Source organism: Pedobacter aquatilis, from assembly GCF_032678405.1.
GTDB classification, from domain to species: Bacteria; Bacteroidota; Bacteroidia; order Sphingobacteriales; family Sphingobacteriaceae; genus Pedobacter; species Pedobacter aquatilis_A.
On the sequence record NZ_JAVTSJ010000002.1, the window covers coordinates 839,459 to 862,971 of the forward strand.

Here is a 23,513-nt window from a genome sequence, read left to right on the forward strand (position 1 = left end):
ACATTTTTAAAAATGACCGCACCACAATTACTTATCCTGAACAAAAAACAAATACAACAAAAAATTGATCGTATTGCTTATCAGATTTTAGAAGATAACCTTAACGAGAAGGAAATTGTACTTGCCGGAATTTGGGATAGGGGCTATAAGCTAGCGCTTCGTTTAGAGAAAGTTTTAAAGAAAATTGCCGATTTTAAGCTTACTATGCTTCGTATCGACCTGGAAAAGCATAGTAGTAAATTGGTTGCAACCACTGATTTAAACGAAAGCCAGTGGAAAAACAAGGTGATCATCCTTGTTGACGATGTACTGAATAGTGGTAAAACTTTAGCTTACGGTTTAGGTGTTTTCCTTAACACTCCGCATAAAAAAATCCGTACGGTTGTTCTTGTTGATAGAAGTCATAAAATTTTCCCGATTGCCACAGATTTTGTTGGATTGGAACTGGCAACAATTTTAAAAGAACACGTAGATGTTGTAATGGATGTGGAAGGTGAAGAAGATAGGGTTTACCTAAGCTAAAATTAGAACTCTTCGGTTCAATAAGACCGTTTGACCTTACAAATTTGCAATTAAGTCTATTTTTTTGCAACTTCCCTAAATGTACTATCCCCGAAAAAACACATTCATCTACAAATTTTTCTCCTGGTACATTCAATTTATCATTAATAAAGATTTTGCTGTTTTTAATTTTGATAAAATTGAGCTGAAAAAAGACTCTTCAGTTTTAATTCTAGCAAATCATTTCAGCTGGTGGGATGGTTTCCTGATTTTCTATATCAATAAAAGGGTATTTAAAAAACAGTTTCATGTATTAGTTAATGCGGATAACTATAATAAAGTTGGTTTCCTTAAGTTTTTAGGTGCTTTTGCTGTTGAAAATAATGGAAAAGATGTTCTGGAAACACTGAATTATGCCGGCAAGTTACTTGATCATCCTGATAACCTGGTTTTGGTTTTTCCTCAGGGTAAACTACACTCTAACCACCTTAAAAACATTACTTTCGAAAAAGGGGTAATGCAAATGATTAATGCCAGTAAGAAGAAAATAAATATTGTTTTTGCAGCCACCTTTATCGATTTTTTTGCCAAAAGGAAGGCATCGGCATTTACCTATCTCCATAATTGGGATAACGAAGAATACATTAGTTTGCAGTTGTTAAAAAGTGCTTATAATAAACATTACGACAACTCGGTTGTTAAACAAACACAAATAACCGAATGACAATTTTTATATACGCCGCTTTAATTTTTCTTGTTATCAGGTTTTCGGTTACTGTGTTCAACTTTTTGTCTAATCCGAAACTGCCGCGTACAATAAAACATTTTAACGATAAGATTTCAATACTCATTCCGGCAAGAGACGAAGCTGATAATATTTTACAACTGCTTCAATCGATAAAAGAACAAGACTATACTAATTATGAAGTTTTTGTTCTGGATGATGATAGTAGGGATGATACTTTTGACCTTGTTGCTGGTTTTGCGAAAACAAATCCGCAGTTTAAAGTTGTAAAGGGGAAACACTTGCCTGAAGGCTGGCTTGGAAAAAACTATGCCTGTCATCAGCTGGCGAAAATGGCAACAGGTAAATATTTCTTGTTTGTTGATGCTGATGAACTTATAAAACGTGGTTTAATCAATAGTTTGATTTTCAGGCTTGCAAACAATGGTCTAAGCTTACTAAGCCTGTTTACAAATCAGGTAATGCTGAGTTTAGGCGAACGGTTAACGGTTCCTTTAATGCACTTTATCCTGCTAAATCTTTTGCCCTTACGCCTGGTTAAATTTTCTAAAAATCCTGCCTTTTCTGCAGCCAGTGGTCAATGCATGTTTTTCGAAGCTTCAAATTACCTGGAAAATGAATGGCATCAGCAAGTAAGAAATAAAGTTGTGGAAGATGTTGAGCTCATGAAGCTTGTTAAACAAGCTGGATTTAGAACAGAGGCGCTGTTGGCTAATGGTTTAATTTACTGCAGGATGTATAAAAACCTTCGAGAAAGTATAAATGGCTTTAGTAAAAATTTACTTGCAGGTTTTGGTAATAACATCATAATATTATTACTTTACCAGCTTTTGGTAATTTGCTGGCCGATTATATTACTTGTTAATTATGATTTAAACCTACTGGCATTACCATTAACTTTAGTTGTTTTAGGAAGAATAATGATATCTTTTTTATCGGGGCAAAATGTAATGTTGAATTTAATTCTACACCCTTTACAGATGTTGTTCTTTTTCTTAATTTCAATTAAATCAATTTTAAATAACTTGTTTAAAAAAGGTACATGGAAGGGCAGATCGATAAAGCCGATTTAAAAATAAAGAAACTGGCAGTAGCCATTATTGTCGTTTTTCATTTGGTTGGCTTAGTAGGATTTCTGATCCCGGCGGCACAGCCTTATTTCATGAAGTTGGTGCCTTTCCACCTGCTTTTAATGTTTGCTATAATTGTTTTTTCGTACAATGCAGATGTTAAAAGATTATTGCTTTTTGTTAGTGGCGTATTCCTTTGTGGTTTTCTGGTAGAGGTACTGGGAGTAAAAACCGGTAAAATATTTGGGAGTTATTATTATGGAACTACCCTTGGTTTTAAAATTGCTACCGTGCCATTGTTGATGGGTGTAAATTGGGTGATCCTGATTTTTAGCGCCGGACAAATGATAAAAAGTTTCAAAATCAGAAACGGTATCCTGGCCTCATTAATTGGTGGTTTATGCCTGATTACTTTTGATTTTTTTCTTGAGCCCGTTGCAATGAAATTCGATTACTGGCATTGGGACTGGCATGTAATTCCCTTGCAAAATTATATTGCCTGGTTCATTGTTTCGGTAATCTTACTTAAATTTTATTACGCGCTGGGGCTAAAGCAGCAGAAATACATCGGCGCTACCATGTTTGCTTCGCAGCTAATATTTTTTGTTGTCTTGTACATGACAACTTGATATAGAATTTTTGCTTAATTTTGCATTATAATGAGCTATAATTTACAAGTTACGATAGATAAATCATCTGGTTTTTGCTTTGGCGTTGTTTATGCAATAGAAATGGCAGAAGATATTTTAGCCAACGATGGTTATTTATATTGTCTTGGCGATATTGTTCATAATGATGAAGAGGTTGAGCGCCTTACTAACATGGGGCTTAAAATCATCGATCACGATGTGCTTAAAACACTTAATAATGAAAAGGTTTTAATCAGGGCACATGGTGAAGCACCATCTACTTATCAGCTTGCCTTAGAAAATAACTTAACACTTATTGATGCATCATGCCCGGTAGTTTTAAAACTTCAGAACAGAATTAAAAATTCACATGATGATGATGAGCAGATTCTGATTTTCGGGAAACATGGCCATGCAGAAGTTATCGGACTACAAGGCCAAACTGATGGTAAAGCAATTGTATTTCAGGATTTGGCAGAGCTTGATAATGTGGTATTGCCCTCAAAATTTACCTTATACAGCCAAACCACTAAAAGTGTCGACAAGTTTTATCATATTAAGGATGAATTGTTATCCCGTGGTTACGAGGTTAAGGCGAACGATACCATCTGCAGGCAGGTATCGAACCGTTACGAAGAACTCGAAAATTTTGTAAGCCATTACAATAAAATTGTTTTTGTTTCGGGTAAAAAATCTTCGAACGGTAAGGTGCTTTATGATGTTTGTAAAAAATACAATAACGACTCCTATTTTATTTCAAACGTTGAAGAACTGGATGAAAGCTGGTTTAACGAAAACGATAAAGTTGGTATTTGTGGGGCAACCTCAACTCCTATGTGGTTAATGGAAAAGGTAAAATCCGCATTGGAACAATATTAAAACTCCCCTTTAAATCAATTTCCTTTTAAAACTGTTAACAAGAAAAAGGCCAATTGAAATCAAAGCATGTATATACAGGAATAATTGTTGCAATAATTGTAATTGGCTGTTGGTTTACTTCACTGTTTTTTCTGCTCCGCTGGAACTTTGAATGGAGCAGCCCCTTAGTTTACGTAACGGTTCTTGTGCAAATGCATTTGTATACTGGTTTGTTTATTACGGCTCATGATGCGATGCATGGAACAATTTCTACCAACAAAAAGCTTAATAACTTTTTTGGTTACCTCGCGGTTTTTCTCTACGCTGGTTTTTTTTACCATAAACTTTTCACCAAACATCATAAGCATCATAAACATGTCCATACCGCTAACGATCCTGACTTTGCGCCACATGGTTTCTGGAAATGGTATTTTCGCTTTATGATGAACTATATTTCCATTGTTCAATTGATTATTATGGCAATAGCATACAACATCTTAAAAATCTGGATTGAGGAAAGAAATTTATTGCTGTTTTGGGTATTACCCTCATTGTTAAGCACCTTTCAGCTGTTTTATTTTGGTACTTACCTGCCCCATAAAGGTGAACATAATAACGAGCATTATTCAGCTACGCAGAAAAAAAATCATCTTATGGCATTTATTACCTGTTATTTTTTTGGCTACCACCTTGAACATCATCAAAGTCCTGGTTTAGCTTGGTGGCAATTATATAAAACAAAATCTGATTCAAATTTGACTTAAAAATGTTTTGCATCATATTTTTCAGGTAGGTACAAAACAATAAAAAAACGATATTTGCGGCACAAAACATATTCATATTTAAATGAGCAAAAAGGGAATTTTACTGGTAAATTTAGGAACACCCGATAGTCCTTCAGTTTCTGACGTTAAGAAATACTTAGATCAGTTTTTAATGGATGAACGGGTAATTGATATTCCTGCCCTTAACAGAACATTGTTGGTGAAAGGAATTATCGTTCCTTTCCGTAGCCCTAAAACTGCAAAATTATATACTGAAATATGGAATGAAAATGGTTCTCCGTTGCTATACTACAGCAAGCTTCAGGCTAAAATGTTGCAGCAAAGGCTAGGTGATGATTACCATGTGGAACTGGCAATGCGTTATCAGAATCCTTCAATAGCATCGGCATTGGCAAATCTGAAAGCAGGCCTGGTTGAAAGCATTCAGGTAATTCCTTTATTTCCGCAATATGCTTCGGCAAGTACAGGTTCGGTAATGCAATTAGTTATGGAACTGGTTGGAAAATGGCCTACGGTTCCGCCAATTTCATTTGTGAATTCGTTCCATGACAATGAATTAATGATAAAGGTATTTGCCGAAAATGCCCGAAAACATAATCCTGAAAGCTTCGATCATGTTCTTTTTAGTTTTCATGGGCTTCCTGAACGTCAGCTACTAAAATGCGACCATACGGGAAACTATTGTTTAAAAAGTTCTGATTGTTGCCAGACGCTCAACGATACAAATAAGTTTTGTTATTCAGCACAAGGCCATGATACAGCACGGTTAATCGCTAAAGAACTGGGTATTTCTAAAGAAAACTATACAGTTTGTTTTCAATCGCGTTTGGGTAAAGAACCATGGGTTCAGCCTTACACAACTGATGTTTTAAAGAAATTGGCAGCTGAAGGAAAAAAACGGCTTTTGGTTTTTAGTCCTGCCTTTGTTGCTGATTGCCTTGAAACCATTTATGAAATTACGGTTGAATATCATGAAGAATTTAAAGCCCTGGGTGGAGAGCATGTTCAGTTAGTTGAAAGCCTGAATGATAGCCCGGTATTTATAGAGGCTTTGGCTGAGATGGTTAAATAGTAATATTGTTCAAAATTTGTTCTGTAGCTCCCTTTTTTTCTGCTACATATTTTTTGGCTGCGGATGATGCATTTTCATTTCCATTAAAATATTCAAAGGCACTGAGCAATTCGTTATTACTTGAAATGCTTTTTGCAGCTTTAATTTCAATTAAATCTTTTGCTTCCTGAAATTTATTGAATTTTGGGCCGAAAATTACAGCTAGGCCAAAGGCTGCAGCCTCGAGTGTATTATGGATGCCTGCACCAAACCCCCCGCCGATATAAGCGATTTTTCCATACTGATATAAAGCTGATAGCATCCCAATATTATCTATAATTAGAACCTGGATTTTTAAACTTTGGGTTTCAATGTTATCTTGTTCGCTTAAAGCGGAAAATCTTAAACAATTAGTTTTAAAAAGTTTCTCAATACTTTCGATATGATTTTCATGTACCTCATGTGGGGCAATGATAAATTTCCAGTCTGGATATTTTAAGGGCAATTCTGCCAAAAGTTTTTCGTCTTCAGGCCAGGTACTGCCACAGATTAATACAGGAGAGTTGTCGCAAAATTTTTCTATTTCTGGTAGACGCTTCGGATTTTGAGCATTTTCAAAAACCCGATCAAACCTCGTATCGCCGCTTAAGGTAACATTATTTAAGCCTATAGATTTAAGCAATGTACTGCTTTCCTGGTTTTGTACAAAAAAATGGGTTACGTTTTTCAGGATGTTTCTATAAAAACTGCCATAACTTTTAAAGAAAATCTGTTCTTTCCTGAAAATCCCTGATATCACATATAAGGGGATATTTCTGCTATTTAGTTCTTTAAAGTAATAATACCAAAATTCATATTTGGTGAAAATTGCCATTTCCGGATTTATAATTTCAAGGAAACGCTGTGCGTTCTTTTTAGTATCCAAAGGCAAATAAAAAATTCCATCTGCCAAAGCATAGTTTTTCCTGATTTCATATCCCGAAGGAGAAAAAAAAGTAATAAATATCTTTTTTTGAGGGTGAAGTTGCTTTAATTTTTCAAGAACTGGTCGGCCTTGTTCAAATTCTCCAAGCGAGGCGAAATGAAACCATATACTTTGATCGGATGAATCCGTTTTTTCGGCTATCTGTCTGAAAATCTGTTTTCTGCCCGAAATAAAAAGTGCCGCTTTTTTATTGAAAAACGAGAAAATCCAAATAATTAAGCTATAAATTTTAATTCCTATGTTATAAAGTAAAAGCATTGATTGGATTTTATTATCTTCGTGCCAAGATAAAACGAAAATATTTAAAATCCCTTATTAAATATATGAAAATAGCTGTAGTTGGTACCGGATACGTAGGTTTAGTTACCGGAACTTGTTTGGCAGAAACAGGAAACAATGTAATCTGTGTCGATATAAATGAAGCCAAAGTAAAAAAAATGCAAGAAGGCCAAGTGCCAATTTATGAGCCAGGTTTGGATTTGCTTTTCCATAGAAATATCGAGCAGGGCAGGTTACATTTTACCACCAACCTTGCCGAAGCAATTAATGAAGCACAGATTATTTTTATGGCTTTACCAACGCCTCCGGGAGGAGACGGAGCAGCCGATCTATCTTACATTTTAGGTGCTGCAAAAGACATTTCAAAAATTATTAAAGACTATAAAATCATTGTAAACAAATCTACCGTTCCGGTTGGAACAGCAGATAAAGTTAGGGCAGTGTTTAAAGAAAACACAACTGTAGAAGTTGATGTGGTATCAAACCCCGAGTTTTTACGTGAAGGGGTAGCTGTTGAAGATTTTATGAAGCCTGACCGTGTTGTATTGGGAACAAAGAGTGAAAGGGCAATAAAATTAATGACAGAACTTTACGGACCTTATGTACGTCAGGGTAATCCTATCTTGTTTATGGACGAGCGCTCATCAGAATTAACTAAATATGCTGCGAACTCATTTTTGGCTACAAAAATTACCTTCATGAACGAGGTTGCAAACCTTTGCGAGCTGGTAGGTGCCGATGTAGATTCGGTAAGACGAGGCATTGGTTCAGATGACCGTATCGGTAAACGCTTCCTTTTTCCTGGAATTGGTTATGGTGGTTCTTGCTTTCCTAAAGATGTTCAGGCATTGGTAAAAGCGGCTGATGAAAATGTTTACGATTTCCAGATTTTAAAATCAGTAATGGAAGTAAATGAGCGCCAGAAAACAATTTTGGTGGATAAAATTTTAAAATATTATAAAAACGACATTGCAGGCAAGCATTTTGCACTTTGGGGGCTGGCTTTCAAACCAGAAACCGATGATATCCGTGAAGCGCCAGCATTGTATATTATTGATGCATTAGTTAGAGCTGGGGCAACAGTTACTGTTTTCGATCCTGAAGGTATGCCAAATGTTAAAGGTGTAATTGGTGATAAAGTGAAGTATGCTGAAAACCAATACGAAGCGTTGGAAAATGCTGATGCTTTGTTAATCGCAACTGAATGGTCGGTTTTCCGTAATCCGGACTTCGATAAAATAGAATCGATACTTAAAAATAAAGTTATTTTCGACGGAAGAAACTTATACGACCTTCAGAAAATGATTGATTTAGGATATTACTATAATAGTATTGGCCGTAAACTGGTAGATTAATATGAGCGCTAAAAGAATTTTAATTACAGGTGCGGCAGGCTTTTTAGGCTCACACCTTTGCGATAGATTTATAAAGGAAGGTTACCACGTTATTGGTATGGATAACCTGATCACAGGCGATTTAACTAATATTGAGCATTTATTCCATTTAGAAAACTTTGAGTTTTATAACCACGATGTTTCTAAATTTGTTCATATCCCTGGCCAGTTGGATTATATTTTACACTTTGCATCACCAGCAAGCCCGATTGATTACCTGAAAATTCCTATCCAGACTCTAAAAGTAGGTTCGTTGGGTACCCATAATTTATTGGGATTAGCAAGGGCTAAAGGCGCAAGAATGCTGATTGCCTCAACTTCAGAGGTATATGGTGATCCAAGTGTTAACCCTCAGCCAGAAGAGTATTGGGGAAATGTTAACCCTGTTGGTCCTCGTGGTGTATATGATGAAGCCAAACGTTTTCAGGAAGCCATTACTATGGCTTACCATACTTTCCACGGCGTTGAAACTCGTATCGTACGTATTTTTAATACGTACGGACCTAGAATGCGTTTGAATGACGGACGTGTTTTACCAGCATTTATAGGTCAGGCATTAAGAGGAGAAGATTTAACTGTATTTGGCGATGGTAGCCAAACTCGTTCATTTTGTTATGTTGATGATTTGATTGAGGGTATTTATCGTCTGCTGATGAGTGATTACGCTCAGCCAGTAAACATTGGTAATCCGGATGAAATTACAATTAAACAATTCTGCGAAGAAATTATTAAGTTAACCGGAACATCACAAAAAATTGTTTACAAAGAACTTCCTCAGGATGATCCTAAACAACGCAGGCCCGATATTACCAAAGCTAAGGCTTTACTAAACTGGGAGCCAAAGGTTGGTCGTGCTGAAGGTTTAAAAATTACCTACGATTACTTTAAGTCATTACCGGAAGAGGCCTTGGCAAAAATTGAACATAAAGATTTCCAAAAATACAATCGTTAATATAAATGTCTAAAATTCTAGTTACCGGAGGTACCGGATACATAGGTTCTCATACAGTTGTTGAACTACACAATGCAGGTTATGAAGTTGTGATTGTTGATGATTTATCTAACTCAAGTATTAAGATTTTAGACCAGATTGAGGCGATTATCGGCATAAAACCCGAATTCCATCAATTCGATTTATGTGACACTAAAAAGGTTAATGAATTTGCTGCAAAATATAATGATATTTCAGGTATCATTCATTTTGCAGCATTTAAAGCAGTTGGCGAATCTGTTCAGAAACCTTTAAAATATTATAAGAATAACTTTTTTAGCTTGATTAACCTGCTAACTGCCTTTAACCGGAAAATAGATTTTGTTTTCTCTTCATCTTGTACGGTTTATGGTCAGCCAGATAACTTGCCGGTTACAGAATTAGAAAGAGTTAAGCAGGCAGAATCTCCTTACGGCAACACTAAGCAGATAGCCGAGGAAATCCTGGTAGAAACTGCTGCAGTAACACCAGATCTAAATGTTGTCGCATTGCGTTATTTTAACCCGGTTGGTGCACACAAATCGGCGCTTATTGGTGAATTACCTAATGGTGTTCCGGCAAATTTAGTGCCTTTTATCACGCAATCGGCTATTGGCAAACGTGGCCCAATTACAGTTTATGGCGATAATTATAATACGCCAGATGGTAGTGCGATAAGAGATTATATTCATGTTGTTGATTTGGCAAAAGCACACGTTGCAGCAATAAAAAGGTTGGAAGGAGGGAAAGCCGAATCAAATTACGAAGTCTTCAATATTGGAACCGGAAAAGGTTCTTCGGTTTTAGAAATTATAAAAGCTTTTGAGGCCTCAACCGGAGAAACGTTAAATTACCAGATTGGTCCGAGAAGAGAAGGCGATGTGGAACAAATATATGGTGATGTTACTAAATCTAAACAACTACTAGGCTGGCAGACAGAACTTGATGTTAATGAAATGATGCGTTCGGCCTGGGAATGGGAAAAGTACATTAAAGCTAATCCATTTTAGATGAAGCTTTCGGAGCATAAAGACTTAAAAAATGCAATTGCAGGCTTGCCTGTTAAAGAGAAAGATAAGTTATTGCTTCGCTTGATTGCTAAGGATAAAGTTTTAACCGAACATCTTCATTACAAACTGCTTGAAGATGAGCATGATCTGGAAGATAGAAAAGAAAAGATAAAATCTGATATAGAAGATCAGCTTGCGGAGCTGAAACGCCTTAATGTTAAAGAGGCGCTTGCAAAGGTTCGTAAGATGATTGCCGGTGTAAATCATTTTTATAAAGTAACAAAGGATGCTTTTGGAGAGGTAGAGTTGAAAATCTTTATACTCAGCATTATTCCTCTGGATTATAAAAGATCACTTTTTGGTTATAAAGATTTTGGTTTTCTCTTTGCCACTTTCTACATAAAAACGGTTCAGGTTACACTTAATAAACTGGCAAAACTTCACGAAGATCTACAGTTCGATTTGTCTGAAACTGTAAATCAATTGCTTACTAAAATTTATTCTTCTAAATTAGCAGGGGCAGCCGAGGCTTCTAACTTACCAAAGGCGGTTTAATACCCTTCATAAATAATGTTTGGATTCTTCAAAAAGAAAAAACTAATCCCAGAATTTAATTTCTCGAATATCGGTACCGATATGCATTCGCATATTATTCCAGGTATTGATGATGGTGCACAAACCCTTAACGATTCCTTATCGCTAGCAAAAAAATTTAAAGCTCTAGGTTATAAAAAGCTTATCGCTACGCCACACATCATGGCCGATTACTTTCGCAATACGCCCGATACCATTAATCGTGGCCTGGACGTGCTAAGAAAAGGCTTACAGGAAATTCAGCTGGATTTAGAAGTAGATGCAGCAGCAGAATATTATTTGGATGAAACTTTTGAACGCAAGGTAAAGCAAAAAGAAGTTTTAACTTTCGGGGATAACTACCTCTTGTTTGAACTTTCTTATATCAATGCGCCACAAAATCTTATTGATTTTATAAAATTAATCCAGGATGCAGGCTATAAGCCTGTATTGGCTCATCCCGAAAGGTATCCTTATTATTACGCTTCAATAGAAAATTACTTCCAAATAAGAGACACTGGATGTTTATTGCAACTAAATTCAATTGCACTAACCGGTTATTATGGTAAAGGCGCAAATAAAGTTGCCGAAGAAATGGCTGAAAATCACCTGATTGATTTTATCGGAAGCGATATGCACCATTTAAAACATGCAGCAGCCTTAGAAGAAAGCTTAAATACGGCAACAATGCAAACGCTTTTAAGTGTTCACCAATTAAAGAATAAGCTACTTTAATCGATTTGTTTATTCGTACCTTAAGGCTTCAACAGGGTCTAATCGTGAAGCTTTTTTAGCCGGATAATAGCCGGATAGAATCCCTACGCCCACGCATACAACAAAACCTCCGAAGATAAATAACCACGGAATGATAAATGAACCGCCCATGGCGAGTGATATTAGATTGCCGATAACGATACCCAGAAAAATACCCAGACTGCCACCCATCAAACAAATTACAACAGCTTCGATTAAAAACTGACGGCGAATAACTTTTGGGTTTGCACCAATTGCTTTTCTTACACCAATTTCCCTTGTCCTTTCGGTAACCGATACCAGCATGATATTCATCAAACCAATCGAAGCACCTATAAGTGTTATAATTCCAATAGCAACGCCCCCAATGGCAACAAAGGCTAGGTTTTCGAAGAGCGTTTGAGCAACGGCATCACTTTTAGTTATTTCAAAATTATTTGGCTCACTGATTTTAACTTTTCTGATGTTTCTGAACAGTGCTGTCGATTCACCTATAACATTTTCCTGCATATCGTTTGTAGGAACCATTACTGTTATGGTGTAAGATGGATTAGCATTGGCATTAATCTGCTTTGCTTTTAATAGGGGCACGTAAACTGCTCTATCGCCACTAAAACCCATACTCGAACCTTTTGATACCAATATACCTACAATCTTAAAACGATTATTCCCCACATTGATCAGTTTATCAATAGGGTCTTCATTTTTGAAAAGCTTGTTTACAACCTCACTACCAACAATACAAACATTGCTTCCCATTTGTACTTCAGAAACACTAAAATTTCTACCTTCAGATAAACTTAAGCCTTGTGATGTCAGTCCGTTTTCGTCAATCCCCTGAACGTTAATATTAGGGTTGGTTTTTAAACTCCCGTTTTTAACCGTTGAACCACTGCTTGCAAAAACACTTACAGCGACTGTGGCAGGTGTGTTAAGGCTATCTTTAAACTTAATCGCGTCTTCGTACCTGATGGATTTGAAAGGTTTTGGCCTTTTTCCTTGTCCTCCAATCCTTATTCCGGTTCCCCGGTTACGAATCGTAAATGAATTCGCCCCCATGCTACTGAATGCTTCAGTCATACTGGTTTTTACAGCATCGAGCGTAGTTAAAATACCAACCAAAGCACTTAAACCAATGGCTATAATGAGCGCCGTTAGCATGGTGCGCAAGCGGTTGCTTTTAATGGATTGTATGGCCAGCCTGATGTTTTCTCTGTAATTCATTTAGTTATAAAGCGTAGTTGAAAGGTTTTTTCCTTTTCAGGATACTTTTAAAAATAAAAAAGTCCCGATGTTTAGACAAGGGGACCATGCAATATGTTACAATATTATTTTCTTTATGCCGAAAAACTTGTTCCGCAACCGCAAGTGCTCGTTGCATTTGGGTTTATAAAGGTGAAACCTCTTGAATTTAAACCGTCCTGCCAGTCAATCATCATACCCATTAAATACATCTGATGTGCTTTATTCATGAACACTTTAATCCCATTGATTAGAAACTCCTGGTCGCCGTCTTTTTTCTGATCGAAGCCCAGAACATAGTTCATGCCTGCGCAACCGCCACCTTCAACGCCTACACGTAAACCATAATCCTCACCAATCTCTTGCTGATCTTTTAATTTATATAACTCTTTTGCTGCGCCTTCCGAAAAAGTAACCGGTGCAAATGCTGTATCAACTGTAGTACTCATGTTATTTAAATTTTAACTCTTACAAATATAAATAATAATGCACATTTTTGCTTTTATCAGGTTTTAAAATTACCGTAGTTAAACAATATATATGAATGTACAACAAATAATTACTGATATCGTAATATTAGGAGCAGGGGTTTTTATCGCTCTAATTGCTATTTATTATGTTTTGAAGAACGATATTCAGCGTTTTTTCAACCTTAAAACTGCAGAATTAAATAAAGAGAGCCGCACCCATATTTTACCCCTGCGATTACAGGCGCATGAGCGGTTAATTATTTTTGTTGATAGAATAAATCCGGCAAATTTATTAGTTCGCCTTCATCAACAGGGTATTGGCATAGGTACTTTACAGGCCGGTATTTTAAACGAAGTGCGTTCAGAATATCAGCATAATATTACCCAACAGCTTTATGTTGATACCGTAACTTGGGGAGTTATAAGAAAATTGAAAGACGATACCATTGCCATGATAAATAATGCAGTGCAGGGTTTGCCAGCCGATGCAAATGGTATAGAATTAAGTAAAGCCATTCTGCAACATATGGCTGGTATTGATGAAAATCCATATGATCTGACTATTGAGCTTATTAAGAAAGATATCAGCAAGCTGTTTTGATTCTGTACGGTTAATTGGGTAATTGTTTATGCCTGTTAATCATAATCTGCAAAACTGAATCAATTTGGCGACCAATTTGAGCAGTTAACCAATTAATCAGTTTTTAACAGTTAAACATTTACATAACCAAATATGAGCGATAAAAAACATATTACAACTTCTGGTATCGAGATAAAAGAGCTTTATACTTCGGCAAAGCCGATGGAAGAGAAACCTGGTGAATTCCCTTTTACCCGGGGAATTCAAAAAGATATGTATCGCGGACGTTTGTGGACAATGCGGCAATATGCAGGCTTCTCTACCGCAGAAGAATCAAATAAGCGTTATCATTATTTATTGAGCCAGGGAACCACCGGCTTATCTGTTGCATTTGATTTACCAACGCAGATCGGTTACGATTCTGATCATGAAATGGCAGATGGCGAGGTAGGCAAAGTTGGCGTTGCAATCGATTCTTTAAGAGACATAGAAATTCTTTTCAATGGCATTGAACTGAAGAATATTACGACTTCAATGACAATTAATGCCACGGCATCCATTTTATTGGCCATGTATATTGCACTGGCCAAAAAACAAGGTGCAGATTTAAAACAGATTTCAGGTACGATACAGAATGATATTTTAAAAGAATATGCCGCCCGCGGCACTTACATTTATCCGCCTAAACAATCAATGCGTTTAATAACGGATATTTTTGAATATTGCAGTAAGGAAGTGCCGAAATGGAATACCATCTCTATTTCAGGTTATCATATCCGGGAAGCCGGATCAACTGCAGTTCAGGAGCTGGCCTTTACACTTGCAAATGGTAAAACTTACCTAAAAGCGGCAATAGCAAAAGGTTTAGATATTAATATTTTTGCAAGGAGATTATCCTTCTTCTTTAACTGCCATAATAATTTCTTTGAGGAGATTGCCAAATTCAGGGCATCAAGGAGGATGTGGGCAAAAATTACAAAGGAACTTGGGGCAACTGACGATAAAGCACAAATGCTTCGGTTCCATACGCAAACCGGTGGCTCTACTTTAACGGCCCAGCAGCCTTTAAACAACGTTATCCGGGTTACTAACCAGGCAATGGCTGCAGTTTTAGGCGGTACACAGTCGCTGCATACCAATGGTTACGACGAAGCACTTTCTTTACCTACAGAAGCTGCTGCAAAAATCGCATTGCGTACACAACAGATCATCGGCTTTGAGAGTGGTGTTGCTGATACTGTTGATCCATTGGCAGGTTCTTTTTTTGTGGAAAGCCTAACTGACGAAATCGAAGCAGCAGCATGGGCTTATATTGATAAAATTGATGCGATGGGCGGCTCAGTAAATGCTATTGAAAGCGATTACATGCAACAGGAAATTGCTTCTGCTGCTTACCAGTATCAAAATGAAATTGAAGATGGTAGCAGGGTATCGGTCGGCGTAAACAGGTTTGTTCAAAAGGAAGAAGGTATAACCGAGGTTTTTAATATTGATGATTCGGTAAGGAAGCTGCAAACTGAAAAACTAAACAGATTGAAAGCTGAAAGAGATAACAATGCGGTTAAAGAAGCGTTAAGACATATAAGTGATGCTGCAAAATCTGATATTAACTTAATGCCCTTGATTATAACGGCCGTAGAAAAGTATGCTACATTAGGAGAAATTGCTGATGTGTTAAGAGATGCCTTCGGCGAATATTAGTTGTGTAAAACAGATTTGGATTTTACCCAAAATGGGGAAATTTTAACCTCATAATTTACAGTTGTAATCCGTCGATTAAATAATCGATGGGTTACAATTTATATAATCGCTTTGGTTTCAGCTAGTTTAATTTTAAGTAAATTATATTCTGAGAAAAAGCAGGTCAGATTGGGTTACTGGCCTGGAATTTGCTTTTCCAGGCTTGATTCGGAATAATCGGCATAAATAAGCGATAAATCGATTTTTGATGTGGAAAACCAATGTTAATAAATAGTTATCCACACTAAAAATTCAGGTTAAGAGAGGTAGAATACTGCTTATGAATATGTTACGAAATAAATGAAATTTTTGTTTCAAATGTTGATAATTTTCTCAATATTCGTAGTCCCGAAACGGACCATCCCGTAAATTCGAATCGGAACTGAAAACCAATAAATTATAGAAATCGCAATGGAAAAAACTTGTACAGAAGTGTGGAAGAACTGTCTTCAAATTATTAAGGATAACATCCCGAACCAAAGTTTCAAAACCTGGTTCGAGCCTATTACAGCCCTTAAATTGGAAGGTAAGGTTCTAACCATTCAGGTACCAAGTTTATTCTTTTACGAATGGCTTGAAGAGCACTACGTAGGCTTATTACGTAAAACCGTTAAAAAACAACTTGGAGAGGATGGCAGGTTGGAATATAACATTGTTGTAGATAAATCATCTAACAGTGGAAGTCCTTATACTACCAATATGCCTTCGAACGGAAACGGGGCAGAAGCAAAGGTGCAATCCATGCCAATTCCGGTATCGATTAACAAGGATATCAAAAATCCGTTTATCATCCCCGGATTAAAAAAATTAAACGTAGATCCACAGTTAAATTCAAACTACACTTTTGAAAATTACATAGAAGGAGATTGTAACCGTTTGGCACGTTCTGCAGGTTATGCGGTTGCTGCTAAACCAGGCGGTACATCATTTAATCCTTTAATGATTTATGGTGGCGTAGGTTTGGGTAAAACACACCTGGCACAGGCCATTGGTAACGAGATTAAAAGGAGTATGCCTGATAAACTGGTTATCTATGTTAGTTGCGAAAAATTTTGCCAGCAGTTTGTTGATTCATTGAAAAATAATACCATCAACGACTTTGTTAACTTTTATCAGGCGATGGATGTTATCATCATGGATGATGTACACAATTTCGCCGGTAAAGAAAAAACACAGGATATTTTCTTCCATATTTTTAACCACTTACACCAATCAGGTAAGCAGGTTATTTTAACCTCTGATAAAGCTCCAAAAGATTTAGCCGGTTTAGAAGAGCGTTTATTAAGTCGTTTTAAGTGGGGTTTATCTGCTGATTTACAGATTCCGGATTTAGAAACGCGTATCGCCATTTTAAGAAAGAAAATGTATGCTGATGGTATTGAATTACCTGGCGAAGTTGTAGAATATGTTGCGCACAACATTGATAACAACGTACGTGAGCTTGAAGGTGCAATGGTTTCTTTACTGGCACAAGCTACTTTAAATAAAAAGGAAATCGATTTGAACTTAGCAAAGCAAATGCTAAAGAACTTCATCAAGAATACCTCGAAGGAAATCTCTATGGAATACATCCAGAAATTGGTTTGCGAGTATTTTGAAGTTCCTGTTGATATGGTTAAATCGCAGACACGTAAACGCGAAATTGTACAGGCCCGCCAGATTTCAATGTACCTTTCTAAGAGCCATACAAAATCATCATTAAAAACAATTGGTGCTTTCTTTGGAGGCCGCGATCACAGTACGGTAATCTATGCTTGTCAAACTGTTGAAGATTTAATCGATACAGATAAAAAGTTTAAGGCTTATGTACACGATATTCAAAAGAAATTAAAAATGAGCTAAATCATTTAGCTTAACTTTAAAACAATAAAGGCCTGATTGATATCAATCAGGCCTTTATTGTTTTACTGGAATCAAAGATTTATGAAAAGTTGATTTTTTCGATTTCTGCTAAACCATAATGTAATGCCGCCACATGTAATGCCTGGGCTATTTTATTATCTTTCAAAAGCTGTTTTACTTCTGTGATTGTGTATTCTTCTACATTCAGGATTTCGTGCTCATCCAAATGCTGCTCATGAGTTTTTATACCGCCGGTTAAAACATAGGTAAAGGTTAGGTTATTTGCCGTTGCCGGATTCGGATAAAGTTCGGCAATAAGCTTACAGGTTTTGAAACTATAACCGGTTTCCTCCAGTAACTCTCTTTTAATTGCAGATTCCGGCTCTTCATCACCATCAATTACACCTCCAGGAACTTCGAGGGATATTATATCAGCCGCGTGACGGTATTGACGAACAAGTATAATTTTACCCGATACGGTTAGGGCAATAGCATTTACCCAGTTTGGGTATTCTAAAACATAATAATCATCTTTTACAATTCCATCAGGTAATTTAACTTCATCTACACGTAAGGTGGCCCATTTCTCTTTCACTAAATATTTAGAGGCAAGCTTTTGCCACTTTTCAATTTTGGTCATAAATCGTTCTTTGTAAATCTAAAATTGTAAATCAAATGTATTGTTGAATTATTTTCTGCCGATGCAAGTTAACGAGATGAACGACTTTATGTTTATCAGCAAGCAGATTGTAAATTAAATTAAGTTTTGGTGCAATAATCCTGTTGCGGTCATTACTGATACCTAATTCGTAATAAAGAAACTCACTTAAAGAATCCAGTTTTTCTGCCGGCAAGTCGGTAATTTCAAGCCATTGCCTGAAGGTATTTAGATCTTCGCCTTCCAGCGTTTCCACAGGGAGTGCGAAACTGTTCTTCATAGTTTCTACAAAAATCAGATTTGCATCCTTTAACTTCCCCTCAAGTTTTAGCCCCATTATTTTGGCCAGTACTTGAGTAAGCTTTTCAATTTCTGCAGTTATTAAATCTCTTCTGTACATCTTTCAGTTTATCATTATGTTACTAGATAAATCGTAAATCTTCATCTAAGATCGTAAATCCAAGTTACCAGCTTCCGCTTGAGCCTCCGCCTCCAAAACTTCCGCCGCCGAAACCACCAAAGCCGCCTCCGCCTCCGGATGAGCCGCCGCCCCAGCCACCACTTCCACCTCGGCCGCCACCACCACTTCCAAACAGCATGGCCCAGAATAGTGCATTAGAGGCGCCTCGGCTACCGATAATTTCGCCATTGCCTCCGCCGCCATTTCTCATAATAATGATAACCACAATAATAATGATGATAAGCAAGATAGCACTTACCGAGCCGCCCTTTTTTGCCGATACCCTTGGGTTATCATTTTTGTACTCGCCCCTGGTATATTTTATAATGGAGGTTGTGCCAGCATCTAAGCCTGCATAATAATCGCCGGCTTTAAAATTTGGTTTAATATCATTGTCGATGATGCGTTTTGCATAAATATCTGGTAAAGCACCTTCAACGCCATATCCTGTCTGGATAGAGATTTTCCGATCGCCTACGGCGACTACAATCATAATACCGTTATTTTTGCCGCTTTGGCCAACACCCCATTTTCTGCCAAGTTCTACCGCATATTCATTAATGTCATAGTCGCCCACAGATTTCACAATCGCTATCGCAATTTGTGTAGAGCTCGAGTCGTCAAAAGCAACTAGTTTCTGTTCGAGGGCTTCTTTCTGGCTAGCAGACAAAACATTTGTATAATCGTTAACCAGCGTTGTAGGTTTTGCCGGGAAATCCTGCGCAAATACAACACTGAAGATTAAGCTGAAAAACGATAAGAGGAATAATTTTTTCATTGCCTTAGTTGTTTTCTTTACTGTCCATGTATACAATATCATTTGGCAATTCATTTATATCCCCGGTTTGATAAGGGAAAAATAATGCCAGCTTCTCGCCGGCAAGGGCAATGCCTGCTATAATTCCATCTGCCAAATTGCCCTTCGCAAAATGAGCAGTCATAGCAATCTTTGTGGTTTCCCAGAAATTGTCAGGAACAACTTTGTTAATTCCTGAATCACCAATTATGGCGAACTTATGGTCTGCATGCGCCAGGTAAATCAATACACCGTTGCGCTGAGCAGTTTTATCCATATCAAGCTTGGCAAAATATCCCGTAGCTTTTTCGAAAGCATCACCTTCGCAATGTTTATCAATAGCTATTCTAATTTCTCCTGAAGTTGTCTGCTCTGCATCAGCAATTGCTTTTGCTATTTTATCTTGTTCAATATCCGAGAATAACGACATGTCTTAGTTTTAAATTGAATTAAAAAGGGTAATAAATGTTCAGTTAAATAAACACCCATTACCCTTATATATTATTTAGAGAAGATTAAAACTCTACTTTAGGTGCATCTTTAGCAGTTGCGTCTGCTTCAAAATAGCCTTTAGGTTTGAAACCGAACATGCCTGCAGTTAGGTTAGTAGGGAAAGACCTGATTTTACCATTATATTCCTGCACCGCATCGTTAAAATCTTTACGTGCTACGGTAATTCTGTTTTCAGTACTTTCTAACTGTGCCGATAAGTCGCTAAATTGTTGGGTAGCTCTTAATTCAGGATATGCCTCAGTAATCGATAATAATTTGCCCAAAGCCTGACTTAACTGCCCCTGCGCTGCCTGGTATTTCTGGATGTTTTCAGGTGTTAAATCATCTGCTTTAACTGTCATTTGGGTTGCTTTTGCACGAGCCTCAACAACTGCTGTTAAGGTTCCCTGTTCAAATTTTGCTGCACCTTTAACAGTGTTTACTAAATTCGGAATTAAATCTGCTCTTCTTTGATATTGGGTTTGAACAGTTCCCCATTTCGATTTTACATTTTCATCAAGTTTAACCATGCTGTTGTATCCGCATGAACTCAAAGTGCTAACTGCAATTACAGCAGCTAAAATTCCAAATACTAATCTTTTCATTTTTATGGTTTTTGTATAAGTTGTCAAATTGAATTAAGGTCAATTTACTAATAAGATTACAAAATCTGTACCTTTGTTACAATTCAGGATAAAAACCTGACAAGTTGTATGCAAAAAGATATCGAAATCACATTGCTCCCACATCAGGTAGAGCAAACTGAAACCATCAAACAGAAGCTGGCAGAAGGATTAAATCTTTCCTTAAACCGTATAAAAGGCTACGAAATACTTAAACGCTCCATTGATGCGCGTTCCCGTAAAGTTATTTTCCGTCTTCAGGTAAAAGTTTATGTTGATGAAGCGCCGGCTCCTGAAATTCATACAATCAGCTATCAAAATGTCAGTGATGCAAAGCCAGTACTCATTATTGGTGCAGGTCCGGCAGGTTTGTTCGCCGCACTGCAATGTATTGAAAATGGGCTCAAGCCAATTATTATCGAACGTGGTAAAGATGTTAAACAACGTCGCCGCGATTTAGCTGCAATTAATAAACAAGGTGTAGTCAACACAGAATCGAACTATTGCTATGGCGAGGGTGGCGCAGGGACCTATTCTGATGGGAAATTATATACCCGTTCCAACAAACGTGGCGATATTAATAAGGTTTTACAAGTCTTTGTAAATCACGGGGCCGAACCTGATATTGCTATTGATGCCCGTCCTCACATCGGAACAAACAAACTTCCGCATATCATAACAGCTATAAAAGATACCATATTGAATGCTGGAGGAGAAGTAATGTTTGATAGCCAGATGACCGATATCTTAATCGAATTTGGTAAAATAAAAGGAATCGAAATTAATTTTGAAGATAAATTATTTGCCGAAAATATTATTTTGGCTACCGGACATTCTGCCAGGGACGTGTATGAATTGCTGAATAGCAAAAATATTCTTATTGAGGCTAAACCTTTTGCTTTAGGCGTTCGCATTGAGCATCCACAGCAAATTATAGATTCAGCACAATACCATTGTGATATACGCTCCGAATTTCTGCCGCCTGCATATTATAGCTTGGTAGAACAAGTTGGCAGTCGTGGTGTATTCTCTTTTTGTATGTGTCCCGGAGGTATTATTGCTCCATGTGCTACTGGCGAGAATGAAATTGTGGTAAATGGATGGTCGCCTTCAAAAAGAAATAACCCCTATGCTAATTCCGGCACGGTAGTTCAGGTTACATTAAATGATGTGCAAGGTTACGACCCGTTAAGGATGCTGAATTTTCAGTCTGAAATTGAGAAACTGGCTTTTGTTGCCGGAGGAGGAAACCTTGTTGCCCCCGCTCAACGCATGGTTGATTTTGTAAACAATAAGTTATCGATTGATTTACCAAAAAATTCCTATCTGCCTGGTACTAAAAGTTCGATGTTAGATAATATTCTTCCCGATTTTGTTTCAGGAAGTTTAAAGACCGCACTTCCACTATTTGGAAAGAAAATAAAAGGTTATTATACTAACGAGGCCATCTTGGTAGGAGTCGAAAGCAGAACATCCTCACCAGTTCGTATTCCGCGAGATAAAGAAACCTTCCAGCACCCACAGGTTAAAGGTTTATACCCATGTGCAGAGGGTGCTGGGTACGCTGGTGGTATAGTTTCTGCTGCAATTGATGGGATTAATTGCGCAAATGCAATTCTTACAGCCCAATAACAAACATATCTATATAGCCTTTGTTGTTTAAATATGTTAAACATTACCAATGAAATCCAAAAAGCATTTAATGGCGATGCCTGGCATGGTAATCATGTTATGCAAACACTAAATAATGTTTTGCCTGAAAAAGCATTTCAGCACTATGTGCCAAATGCACATTCAATTGCAGAAATTGCACTGCATTTAACAAGCTGGACTACAGAAGTAGCATCTCGTTTAAATGGTAATCCTGCAAGTGAGCCCGAAATGGGCGATTGGCCTGCCGTTCGTCAAAAAAGCCCACAAGCTTGGGAAAGAATAATATTTGATTTTAAAATCGCAAATGAAGAATTGATTCGGGTTTGCGGAAAAATTGCAACTTCTGAATGGGACAGTCCCACAAAAGATGAACGAAATCCGGCTTTAGGCACAGGTGTTACAAATATCGAACTGCTAAACGATTTAATTCAGCATCACGCTTATCATTCCGGACAAATTGCACTCTTGTCGAAATTTTAACTTATGAAAAAGACACTTATTATAGGTGCATCTCCAGATCCATCTCGATATGCATATAAAGCAGCCCACATGTTAACGCGTTTTAATCATGAAATTGTTAATGTTGGTATAAAACGTGGTGAGGTTGCAGGAGTAGAAATTGAGAAACCGGGTAACATTCATTCGGATATTGATACTATTACATTGTATATAGGTCCCGATTTGCAGACACAATACCATGATTATATCATTAACACAAAACCAAAAAGAGTTATTTTTAATCCGGGAACTGAAAATGATGAGCTTGAAAAATTGCTGGATGCAAACGGAATAGAACCTGTCGAAGCCTGTACTTTGGTTTTATTAAGCACTGGGCAGTATTAAAAAGTATTAAAATAATCCTTACAATCTGGATGTCCTTAGGTGTCTAAGGTGGTAAAAACCTTTCTTCGCAGGCTTACAAAGTAGGCTTTAACAAACGAATAAGTTAAAATGTTTTAGTAGACTGACAACTTTTTCTATCTGTAGTTCATAGAGTTACGGGGAATCCATCAAATAAAACGGTTTTTGTATTTGTAAGGGTGTTAATTTTTTCTACTTTTGCAACCCGCTTCGGAGGAAGAGGGTTAATGTGATGAGAAAATAAGACTGACAGAAATTATTTTAAAATAAAATTTGGAGGTTGGATAAAATTTTCTACTTTTGCAACCCGCTTCGGAAGGAAGCGAAGCCCGGAAGGGCAGTATTGAAAAGAGGGTTTGAGAAGAAAAATGAGGCTTGAAAAATAAAAATTATTTTATTTGGAAGTTAAAAAAAGATTCTTACCTTTGCACTCCCAACGGAAACGAAGGGAAAAAAAAAAAGCTTGAGTGGCGGATGTCACGGATAAGCAAAC

General features: G+C 37.1%; 26 protein-coding genes. 18 read left to right on the forward strand and 8 right to left on the reverse strand.

The genetic code is table 11. The annotated features are described in order from the left end of the window. Positions 1-12: 12 nt before the first annotated feature. The 7 genes from R2R71_RS09180 (at position 13) to hemH (ending at position 5,660) form a co-directional block, all read left to right on the forward strand. Positions 13-522, forward strand: coding sequence for a phosphoribosyltransferase family protein (locus tag R2R71_RS09180; protein WP_316830969.1), 510 nt, complete (start codon positions 13-15; stop codon positions 520-522). Positions 523-601: 79 nt separating this feature from the next. Then, the gene (locus R2R71_RS09185; protein ID WP_316830970.1) at positions 602-1,225 is read left to right on the forward strand and encodes a lysophospholipid acyltransferase family protein; all 624 of its coding nucleotides are present in this window, start codon (positions 602-604) and stop codon (positions 1,223-1,225) included. Beyond that, the gene (locus R2R71_RS09190) at positions 1,222-2,319 is read left to right on the forward strand and encodes a glycosyltransferase family 2 protein (RefSeq protein WP_316830971.1); all 1,098 of its coding nucleotides are present in this window, start codon (positions 1,222-1,224) and stop codon (positions 2,317-2,319) included. The genes R2R71_RS09185 and R2R71_RS09190 overlap by 4 nt, the downstream gene beginning before the upstream one ends. After that, entirely contained in the window at positions 2,289-2,945 is a 657-nt protein-coding gene (locus tag R2R71_RS09195) for a carotenoid biosynthesis protein (RefSeq protein ID WP_316830972.1), read from the forward strand. The genes R2R71_RS09190 and R2R71_RS09195 overlap by 31 nt, the downstream gene beginning before the upstream one ends. A gap of 30 nt (positions 2,946-2,975) precedes the next feature. After that, positions 2,976-3,824 (forward strand): 4-hydroxy-3-methylbut-2-enyl diphosphate reductase, encoded by an 849-nt coding sequence (locus R2R71_RS09200; RefSeq protein ID WP_316830973.1) that lies wholly within the window; start codon positions 2,976-2,978, stop codon positions 3,822-3,824. 53 nt (positions 3,825-3,877) lie between these two features. Continuing rightward, on the forward strand, positions 3,878-4,567 hold the full coding sequence (locus R2R71_RS09205; protein WP_316830974.1) for a fatty acid desaturase: 690 nt from the start codon (positions 3,878-3,880) through the stop codon (positions 4,565-4,567). A gap of 82 nt (positions 4,568-4,649) precedes the next feature. Beyond that, on the forward strand, positions 4,650-5,660 hold the full coding sequence (gene hemH, locus R2R71_RS09210) for a ferrochelatase (RefSeq protein ID WP_316830975.1): 1,011 nt from the start codon (positions 4,650-4,652) through the stop codon (positions 5,658-5,660). On the opposite strand, the gene R2R71_RS09215 is transcribed toward hemH, so the two are convergent. After that, positions 5,653-6,882: a 3-deoxy-D-manno-octulosonic acid transferase gene (locus tag R2R71_RS09215; RefSeq protein ID WP_316830976.1), complete on the reverse strand. Its 1,230-nt coding sequence runs from the start codon at positions 6,880-6,882 to the stop codon at positions 5,653-5,655. The genes hemH and R2R71_RS09215 overlap by 8 nt on opposite strands. 65 nt (positions 6,883-6,947) lie before the next feature. Between R2R71_RS09215 and R2R71_RS09220 the strand changes: the two genes are divergently transcribed. From R2R71_RS09220 to R2R71_RS09240, 5 genes are read left to right on the forward strand one after another with little or no spacing between them, the layout of a single operon-like run. Next, positions 6,948-8,258 carry a UDP-glucose/GDP-mannose dehydrogenase family protein gene (locus R2R71_RS09220; RefSeq protein WP_316830977.1) on the forward strand — a complete coding sequence of 437 codons (1,311 nt, stop codon included), beginning with the start codon at positions 6,948-6,950 and terminating at the stop codon, positions 8,256-8,258. 1 nt (position 8,259) lies between these two features. After that, positions 8,260-9,249, forward strand: a complete 990-nt coding sequence (locus tag R2R71_RS09225) for a UDP-glucuronic acid decarboxylase family protein (RefSeq protein ID WP_316830978.1) — start codon at positions 8,260-8,262, stop codon at positions 9,247-9,249. A gap of 5 nt (positions 9,250-9,254) precedes the next feature. Then, positions 9,255-10,277, forward strand: coding sequence for a UDP-glucose 4-epimerase GalE (gene galE, locus R2R71_RS09230; protein WP_316830979.1), 1,023 nt, complete (start codon positions 9,255-9,257; stop codon positions 10,275-10,277). Next, entirely contained in the window at positions 10,278-10,832 is a 555-nt protein-coding gene (locus tag R2R71_RS09235) for a hypothetical protein (RefSeq protein ID WP_316830980.1), read from the forward strand. It abuts the gene before it with no gap. Between the two features lie 15 nt (positions 10,833-10,847). Further along, the gene (locus R2R71_RS09240; RefSeq protein WP_316830981.1) at positions 10,848-11,585 is read left to right on the forward strand and encodes a tyrosine-protein phosphatase; all 738 of its coding nucleotides are present in this window, start codon (positions 10,848-10,850) and stop codon (positions 11,583-11,585) included. Positions 11,586-11,594: 9 nt separating this feature from the next. Here the strand turns inward: R2R71_RS09240 and R2R71_RS09245 are convergent, their stop codons facing one another. Together R2R71_RS09245 and R2R71_RS09250 are read right to left on the reverse strand one after the other, a co-directional pair. Continuing rightward, positions 11,595-12,827 (reverse strand): ABC transporter permease, encoded by a 1,233-nt coding sequence (locus R2R71_RS09245; protein WP_316830982.1) that lies wholly within the window; start codon positions 12,825-12,827, stop codon positions 11,595-11,597. Between the two features lie 113 nt (positions 12,828-12,940). Further along, positions 12,941-13,294 (reverse strand): iron-sulfur cluster assembly accessory protein, encoded by a 354-nt coding sequence (locus R2R71_RS09250; protein WP_316830983.1) that lies wholly within the window; start codon positions 13,292-13,294, stop codon positions 12,941-12,943. A 91-nt stretch (positions 13,295-13,385) separates the two neighbouring features. Between R2R71_RS09250 and R2R71_RS09255 the strand changes: the two genes are divergently transcribed. The 3 genes from R2R71_RS09255 (at position 13,386) to dnaA (ending at position 17,477) form a co-directional block, all read left to right on the forward strand. Then, positions 13,386-13,916 (forward strand): hypothetical protein, encoded by a 531-nt coding sequence (locus R2R71_RS09255; RefSeq protein ID WP_316830984.1) that lies wholly within the window; start codon positions 13,386-13,388, stop codon positions 13,914-13,916. Between the two features lie 132 nt (positions 13,917-14,048). After that, positions 14,049-15,596 (forward strand): methylmalonyl-CoA mutase, encoded by a 1,548-nt coding sequence (locus R2R71_RS09260; RefSeq protein WP_316830985.1) that lies wholly within the window; start codon positions 14,049-14,051, stop codon positions 15,594-15,596. Positions 15,597-16,046: 450 nt separating this feature from the next. Next, on the forward strand, positions 16,047-17,477 hold the full coding sequence (dnaA, locus tag R2R71_RS09265; RefSeq protein ID WP_056088409.1) for a chromosomal replication initiator protein DnaA: 1,431 nt from the start codon (positions 16,047-16,049) through the stop codon (positions 17,475-17,477). 79 nt (positions 17,478-17,556) lie between these two features. Here dnaA and R2R71_RS09270 read toward each other — a convergent pair whose 3' ends face one another. The 5 genes from R2R71_RS09270 to R2R71_RS09290 form a co-directional block, all read right to left on the reverse strand. Next, positions 17,557-18,117, reverse strand: coding sequence for an NUDIX hydrolase (locus R2R71_RS09270; RefSeq protein WP_316830986.1), 561 nt, complete (start codon positions 18,115-18,117; stop codon positions 17,557-17,559). 31 nt (positions 18,118-18,148) lie between these two features. Further along, entirely contained in the window at positions 18,149-18,535 is a 387-nt protein-coding gene (locus tag R2R71_RS09275; protein ID WP_316830987.1) for a hypothetical protein, read from the reverse strand. A 64-nt stretch (positions 18,536-18,599) separates the two neighbouring features. Beyond that, complete coding sequence (locus R2R71_RS09280; RefSeq protein WP_316830988.1) at positions 18,600-19,373, reverse strand: TPM domain-containing protein; 774 nt, start codon at positions 19,371-19,373, stop codon at positions 18,600-18,602. 4 nt (positions 19,374-19,377) lie between these two features. Further along, positions 19,378-19,821 carry a TPM domain-containing protein gene (locus R2R71_RS09285; RefSeq protein ID WP_316830989.1) on the reverse strand — a complete coding sequence of 148 codons (444 nt, stop codon included), beginning with the start codon at positions 19,819-19,821 and terminating at the stop codon, positions 19,378-19,380. A gap of 85 nt (positions 19,822-19,906) precedes the next feature. Next, positions 19,907-20,488, reverse strand: coding sequence for a LemA family protein (locus R2R71_RS09290; RefSeq protein ID WP_316830990.1), 582 nt, complete (start codon positions 20,486-20,488; stop codon positions 19,907-19,909). A 108-nt stretch (positions 20,489-20,596) separates the two neighbouring features. Between R2R71_RS09290 and R2R71_RS09295 the strand changes: the two genes are divergently transcribed. Genes R2R71_RS09295 through R2R71_RS09305 form a run of 3 tightly spaced genes read left to right on the forward strand, consistent with a single transcriptional unit; the run spans position 20,597 to position 23,002 of the window. Next, positions 20,597-22,138, forward strand: coding sequence for an NAD(P)/FAD-dependent oxidoreductase (locus R2R71_RS09295; protein ID WP_316830992.1), 1,542 nt, complete (start codon positions 20,597-20,599; stop codon positions 22,136-22,138). A gap of 33 nt (positions 22,139-22,171) precedes the next feature. Continuing rightward, positions 22,172-22,639 (forward strand): DinB family protein, encoded by a 468-nt coding sequence (locus tag R2R71_RS09300; protein ID WP_316830993.1) that lies wholly within the window; start codon positions 22,172-22,174, stop codon positions 22,637-22,639. A 3-nt stretch (positions 22,640-22,642) separates the two neighbouring features. Next, complete coding sequence (locus tag R2R71_RS09305; protein ID WP_316830994.1) at positions 22,643-23,002, forward strand: CoA-binding protein; 360 nt, start codon at positions 22,643-22,645, stop codon at positions 23,000-23,002. Positions 23,003-23,513 lie beyond the last annotated feature (511 nt).

What these genes read in the sequence shown, in the direction of transcription:
- R2R71_RS09180 (WP_316830969.1), top strand. Translation starts at nt 13, where the DNA reads ATGACCGCACCACAATTACTTATCCTGAACAAAAAACAAATACAACAA.
- R2R71_RS09185 (WP_316830970.1), top strand. Translation starts at nt 602, where the DNA reads ATGTACTATCCCCGAAAAAACACATTCATCTACAAATTTTTCTCCTGG.
- R2R71_RS09190 (WP_316830971.1), top strand. Translation starts at nt 1,222, where the DNA reads ATGACAATTTTTATATACGCCGCTTTAATTTTTCTTGTTATCAGGTTT.
- R2R71_RS09195 (WP_316830972.1), top strand. Translation starts at nt 2,289, where the DNA reads ATGGAAGGGCAGATCGATAAAGCCGATTTAAAAATAAAGAAACTGGCA.
- R2R71_RS09200 (WP_316830973.1), top strand. Translation starts at nt 2,976, where the DNA reads ATGAGCTATAATTTACAAGTTACGATAGATAAATCATCTGGTTTTTGC.
- hemH (WP_316830975.1), top strand. Translation starts at nt 4,650, where the DNA reads ATGAGCAAAAAGGGAATTTTACTGGTAAATTTAGGAACACCCGATAGT.
- R2R71_RS09215 (WP_316830976.1), bottom strand. Translation starts at nt 6,882, where the DNA reads ATGCTTTTACTTTATAACATAGGAATTAAAATTTATAGCTTAATTATT.
- R2R71_RS09220 (WP_316830977.1), top strand. Translation starts at nt 6,948, where the DNA reads ATGAAAATAGCTGTAGTTGGTACCGGATACGTAGGTTTAGTTACCGGA.
- R2R71_RS09225 (WP_316830978.1), top strand. Translation starts at nt 8,260, where the DNA reads ATGAGCGCTAAAAGAATTTTAATTACAGGTGCGGCAGGCTTTTTAGGC.
- galE (WP_316830979.1), top strand. Translation starts at nt 9,255, where the DNA reads ATGTCTAAAATTCTAGTTACCGGAGGTACCGGATACATAGGTTCTCAT.
- R2R71_RS09235 (WP_316830980.1), top strand. Translation starts at nt 10,278, where the DNA reads ATGAAGCTTTCGGAGCATAAAGACTTAAAAAATGCAATTGCAGGCTTG.
- R2R71_RS09240 (WP_316830981.1), top strand. Translation starts at nt 10,848, where the DNA reads ATGTTTGGATTCTTCAAAAAGAAAAAACTAATCCCAGAATTTAATTTC.
- R2R71_RS09245 (WP_316830982.1), bottom strand. Translation starts at nt 12,827, where the DNA reads ATGAATTACAGAGAAAACATCAGGCTGGCCATACAATCCATTAAAAGC.
- R2R71_RS09250 (WP_316830983.1), bottom strand. Translation starts at nt 13,294, where the DNA reads ATGAGTACTACAGTTGATACAGCATTTGCACCGGTTACTTTTTCGGAA.
- R2R71_RS09255 (WP_316830984.1), top strand. Translation starts at nt 13,386, where the DNA reads ATGAATGTACAACAAATAATTACTGATATCGTAATATTAGGAGCAGGG.
- R2R71_RS09260 (WP_316830985.1), top strand. Translation starts at nt 14,049, where the DNA reads ATGAGCGATAAAAAACATATTACAACTTCTGGTATCGAGATAAAAGAG.
- dnaA (WP_056088409.1), top strand. Translation starts at nt 16,047, where the DNA reads ATGGAAAAAACTTGTACAGAAGTGTGGAAGAACTGTCTTCAAATTATT.
- R2R71_RS09270 (WP_316830986.1), bottom strand. Translation starts at nt 18,117, where the DNA reads ATGACCAAAATTGAAAAGTGGCAAAAGCTTGCCTCTAAATATTTAGTG.
- R2R71_RS09275 (WP_316830987.1), bottom strand. Translation starts at nt 18,535, where the DNA reads ATGTACAGAAGAGATTTAATAACTGCAGAAATTGAAAAGCTTACTCAA.
- R2R71_RS09280 (WP_316830988.1), bottom strand. Translation starts at nt 19,373, where the DNA reads ATGAAAAAATTATTCCTCTTATCGTTTTTCAGCTTAATCTTCAGTGTT.
- R2R71_RS09285 (WP_316830989.1), bottom strand. Translation starts at nt 19,821, where the DNA reads ATGTCGTTATTCTCGGATATTGAACAAGATAAAATAGCAAAAGCAATT.
- R2R71_RS09290 (WP_316830990.1), bottom strand. Translation starts at nt 20,488, where the DNA reads ATGAAAAGATTAGTATTTGGAATTTTAGCTGCTGTAATTGCAGTTAGC.
- R2R71_RS09295 (WP_316830992.1), top strand. Translation starts at nt 20,597, where the DNA reads ATGCAAAAAGATATCGAAATCACATTGCTCCCACATCAGGTAGAGCAA.
- R2R71_RS09300 (WP_316830993.1), top strand. Translation starts at nt 22,172, where the DNA reads ATGTTAAACATTACCAATGAAATCCAAAAAGCATTTAATGGCGATGCC.
- R2R71_RS09305 (WP_316830994.1), top strand. Translation starts at nt 22,643, where the DNA reads ATGAAAAAGACACTTATTATAGGTGCATCTCCAGATCCATCTCGATAT.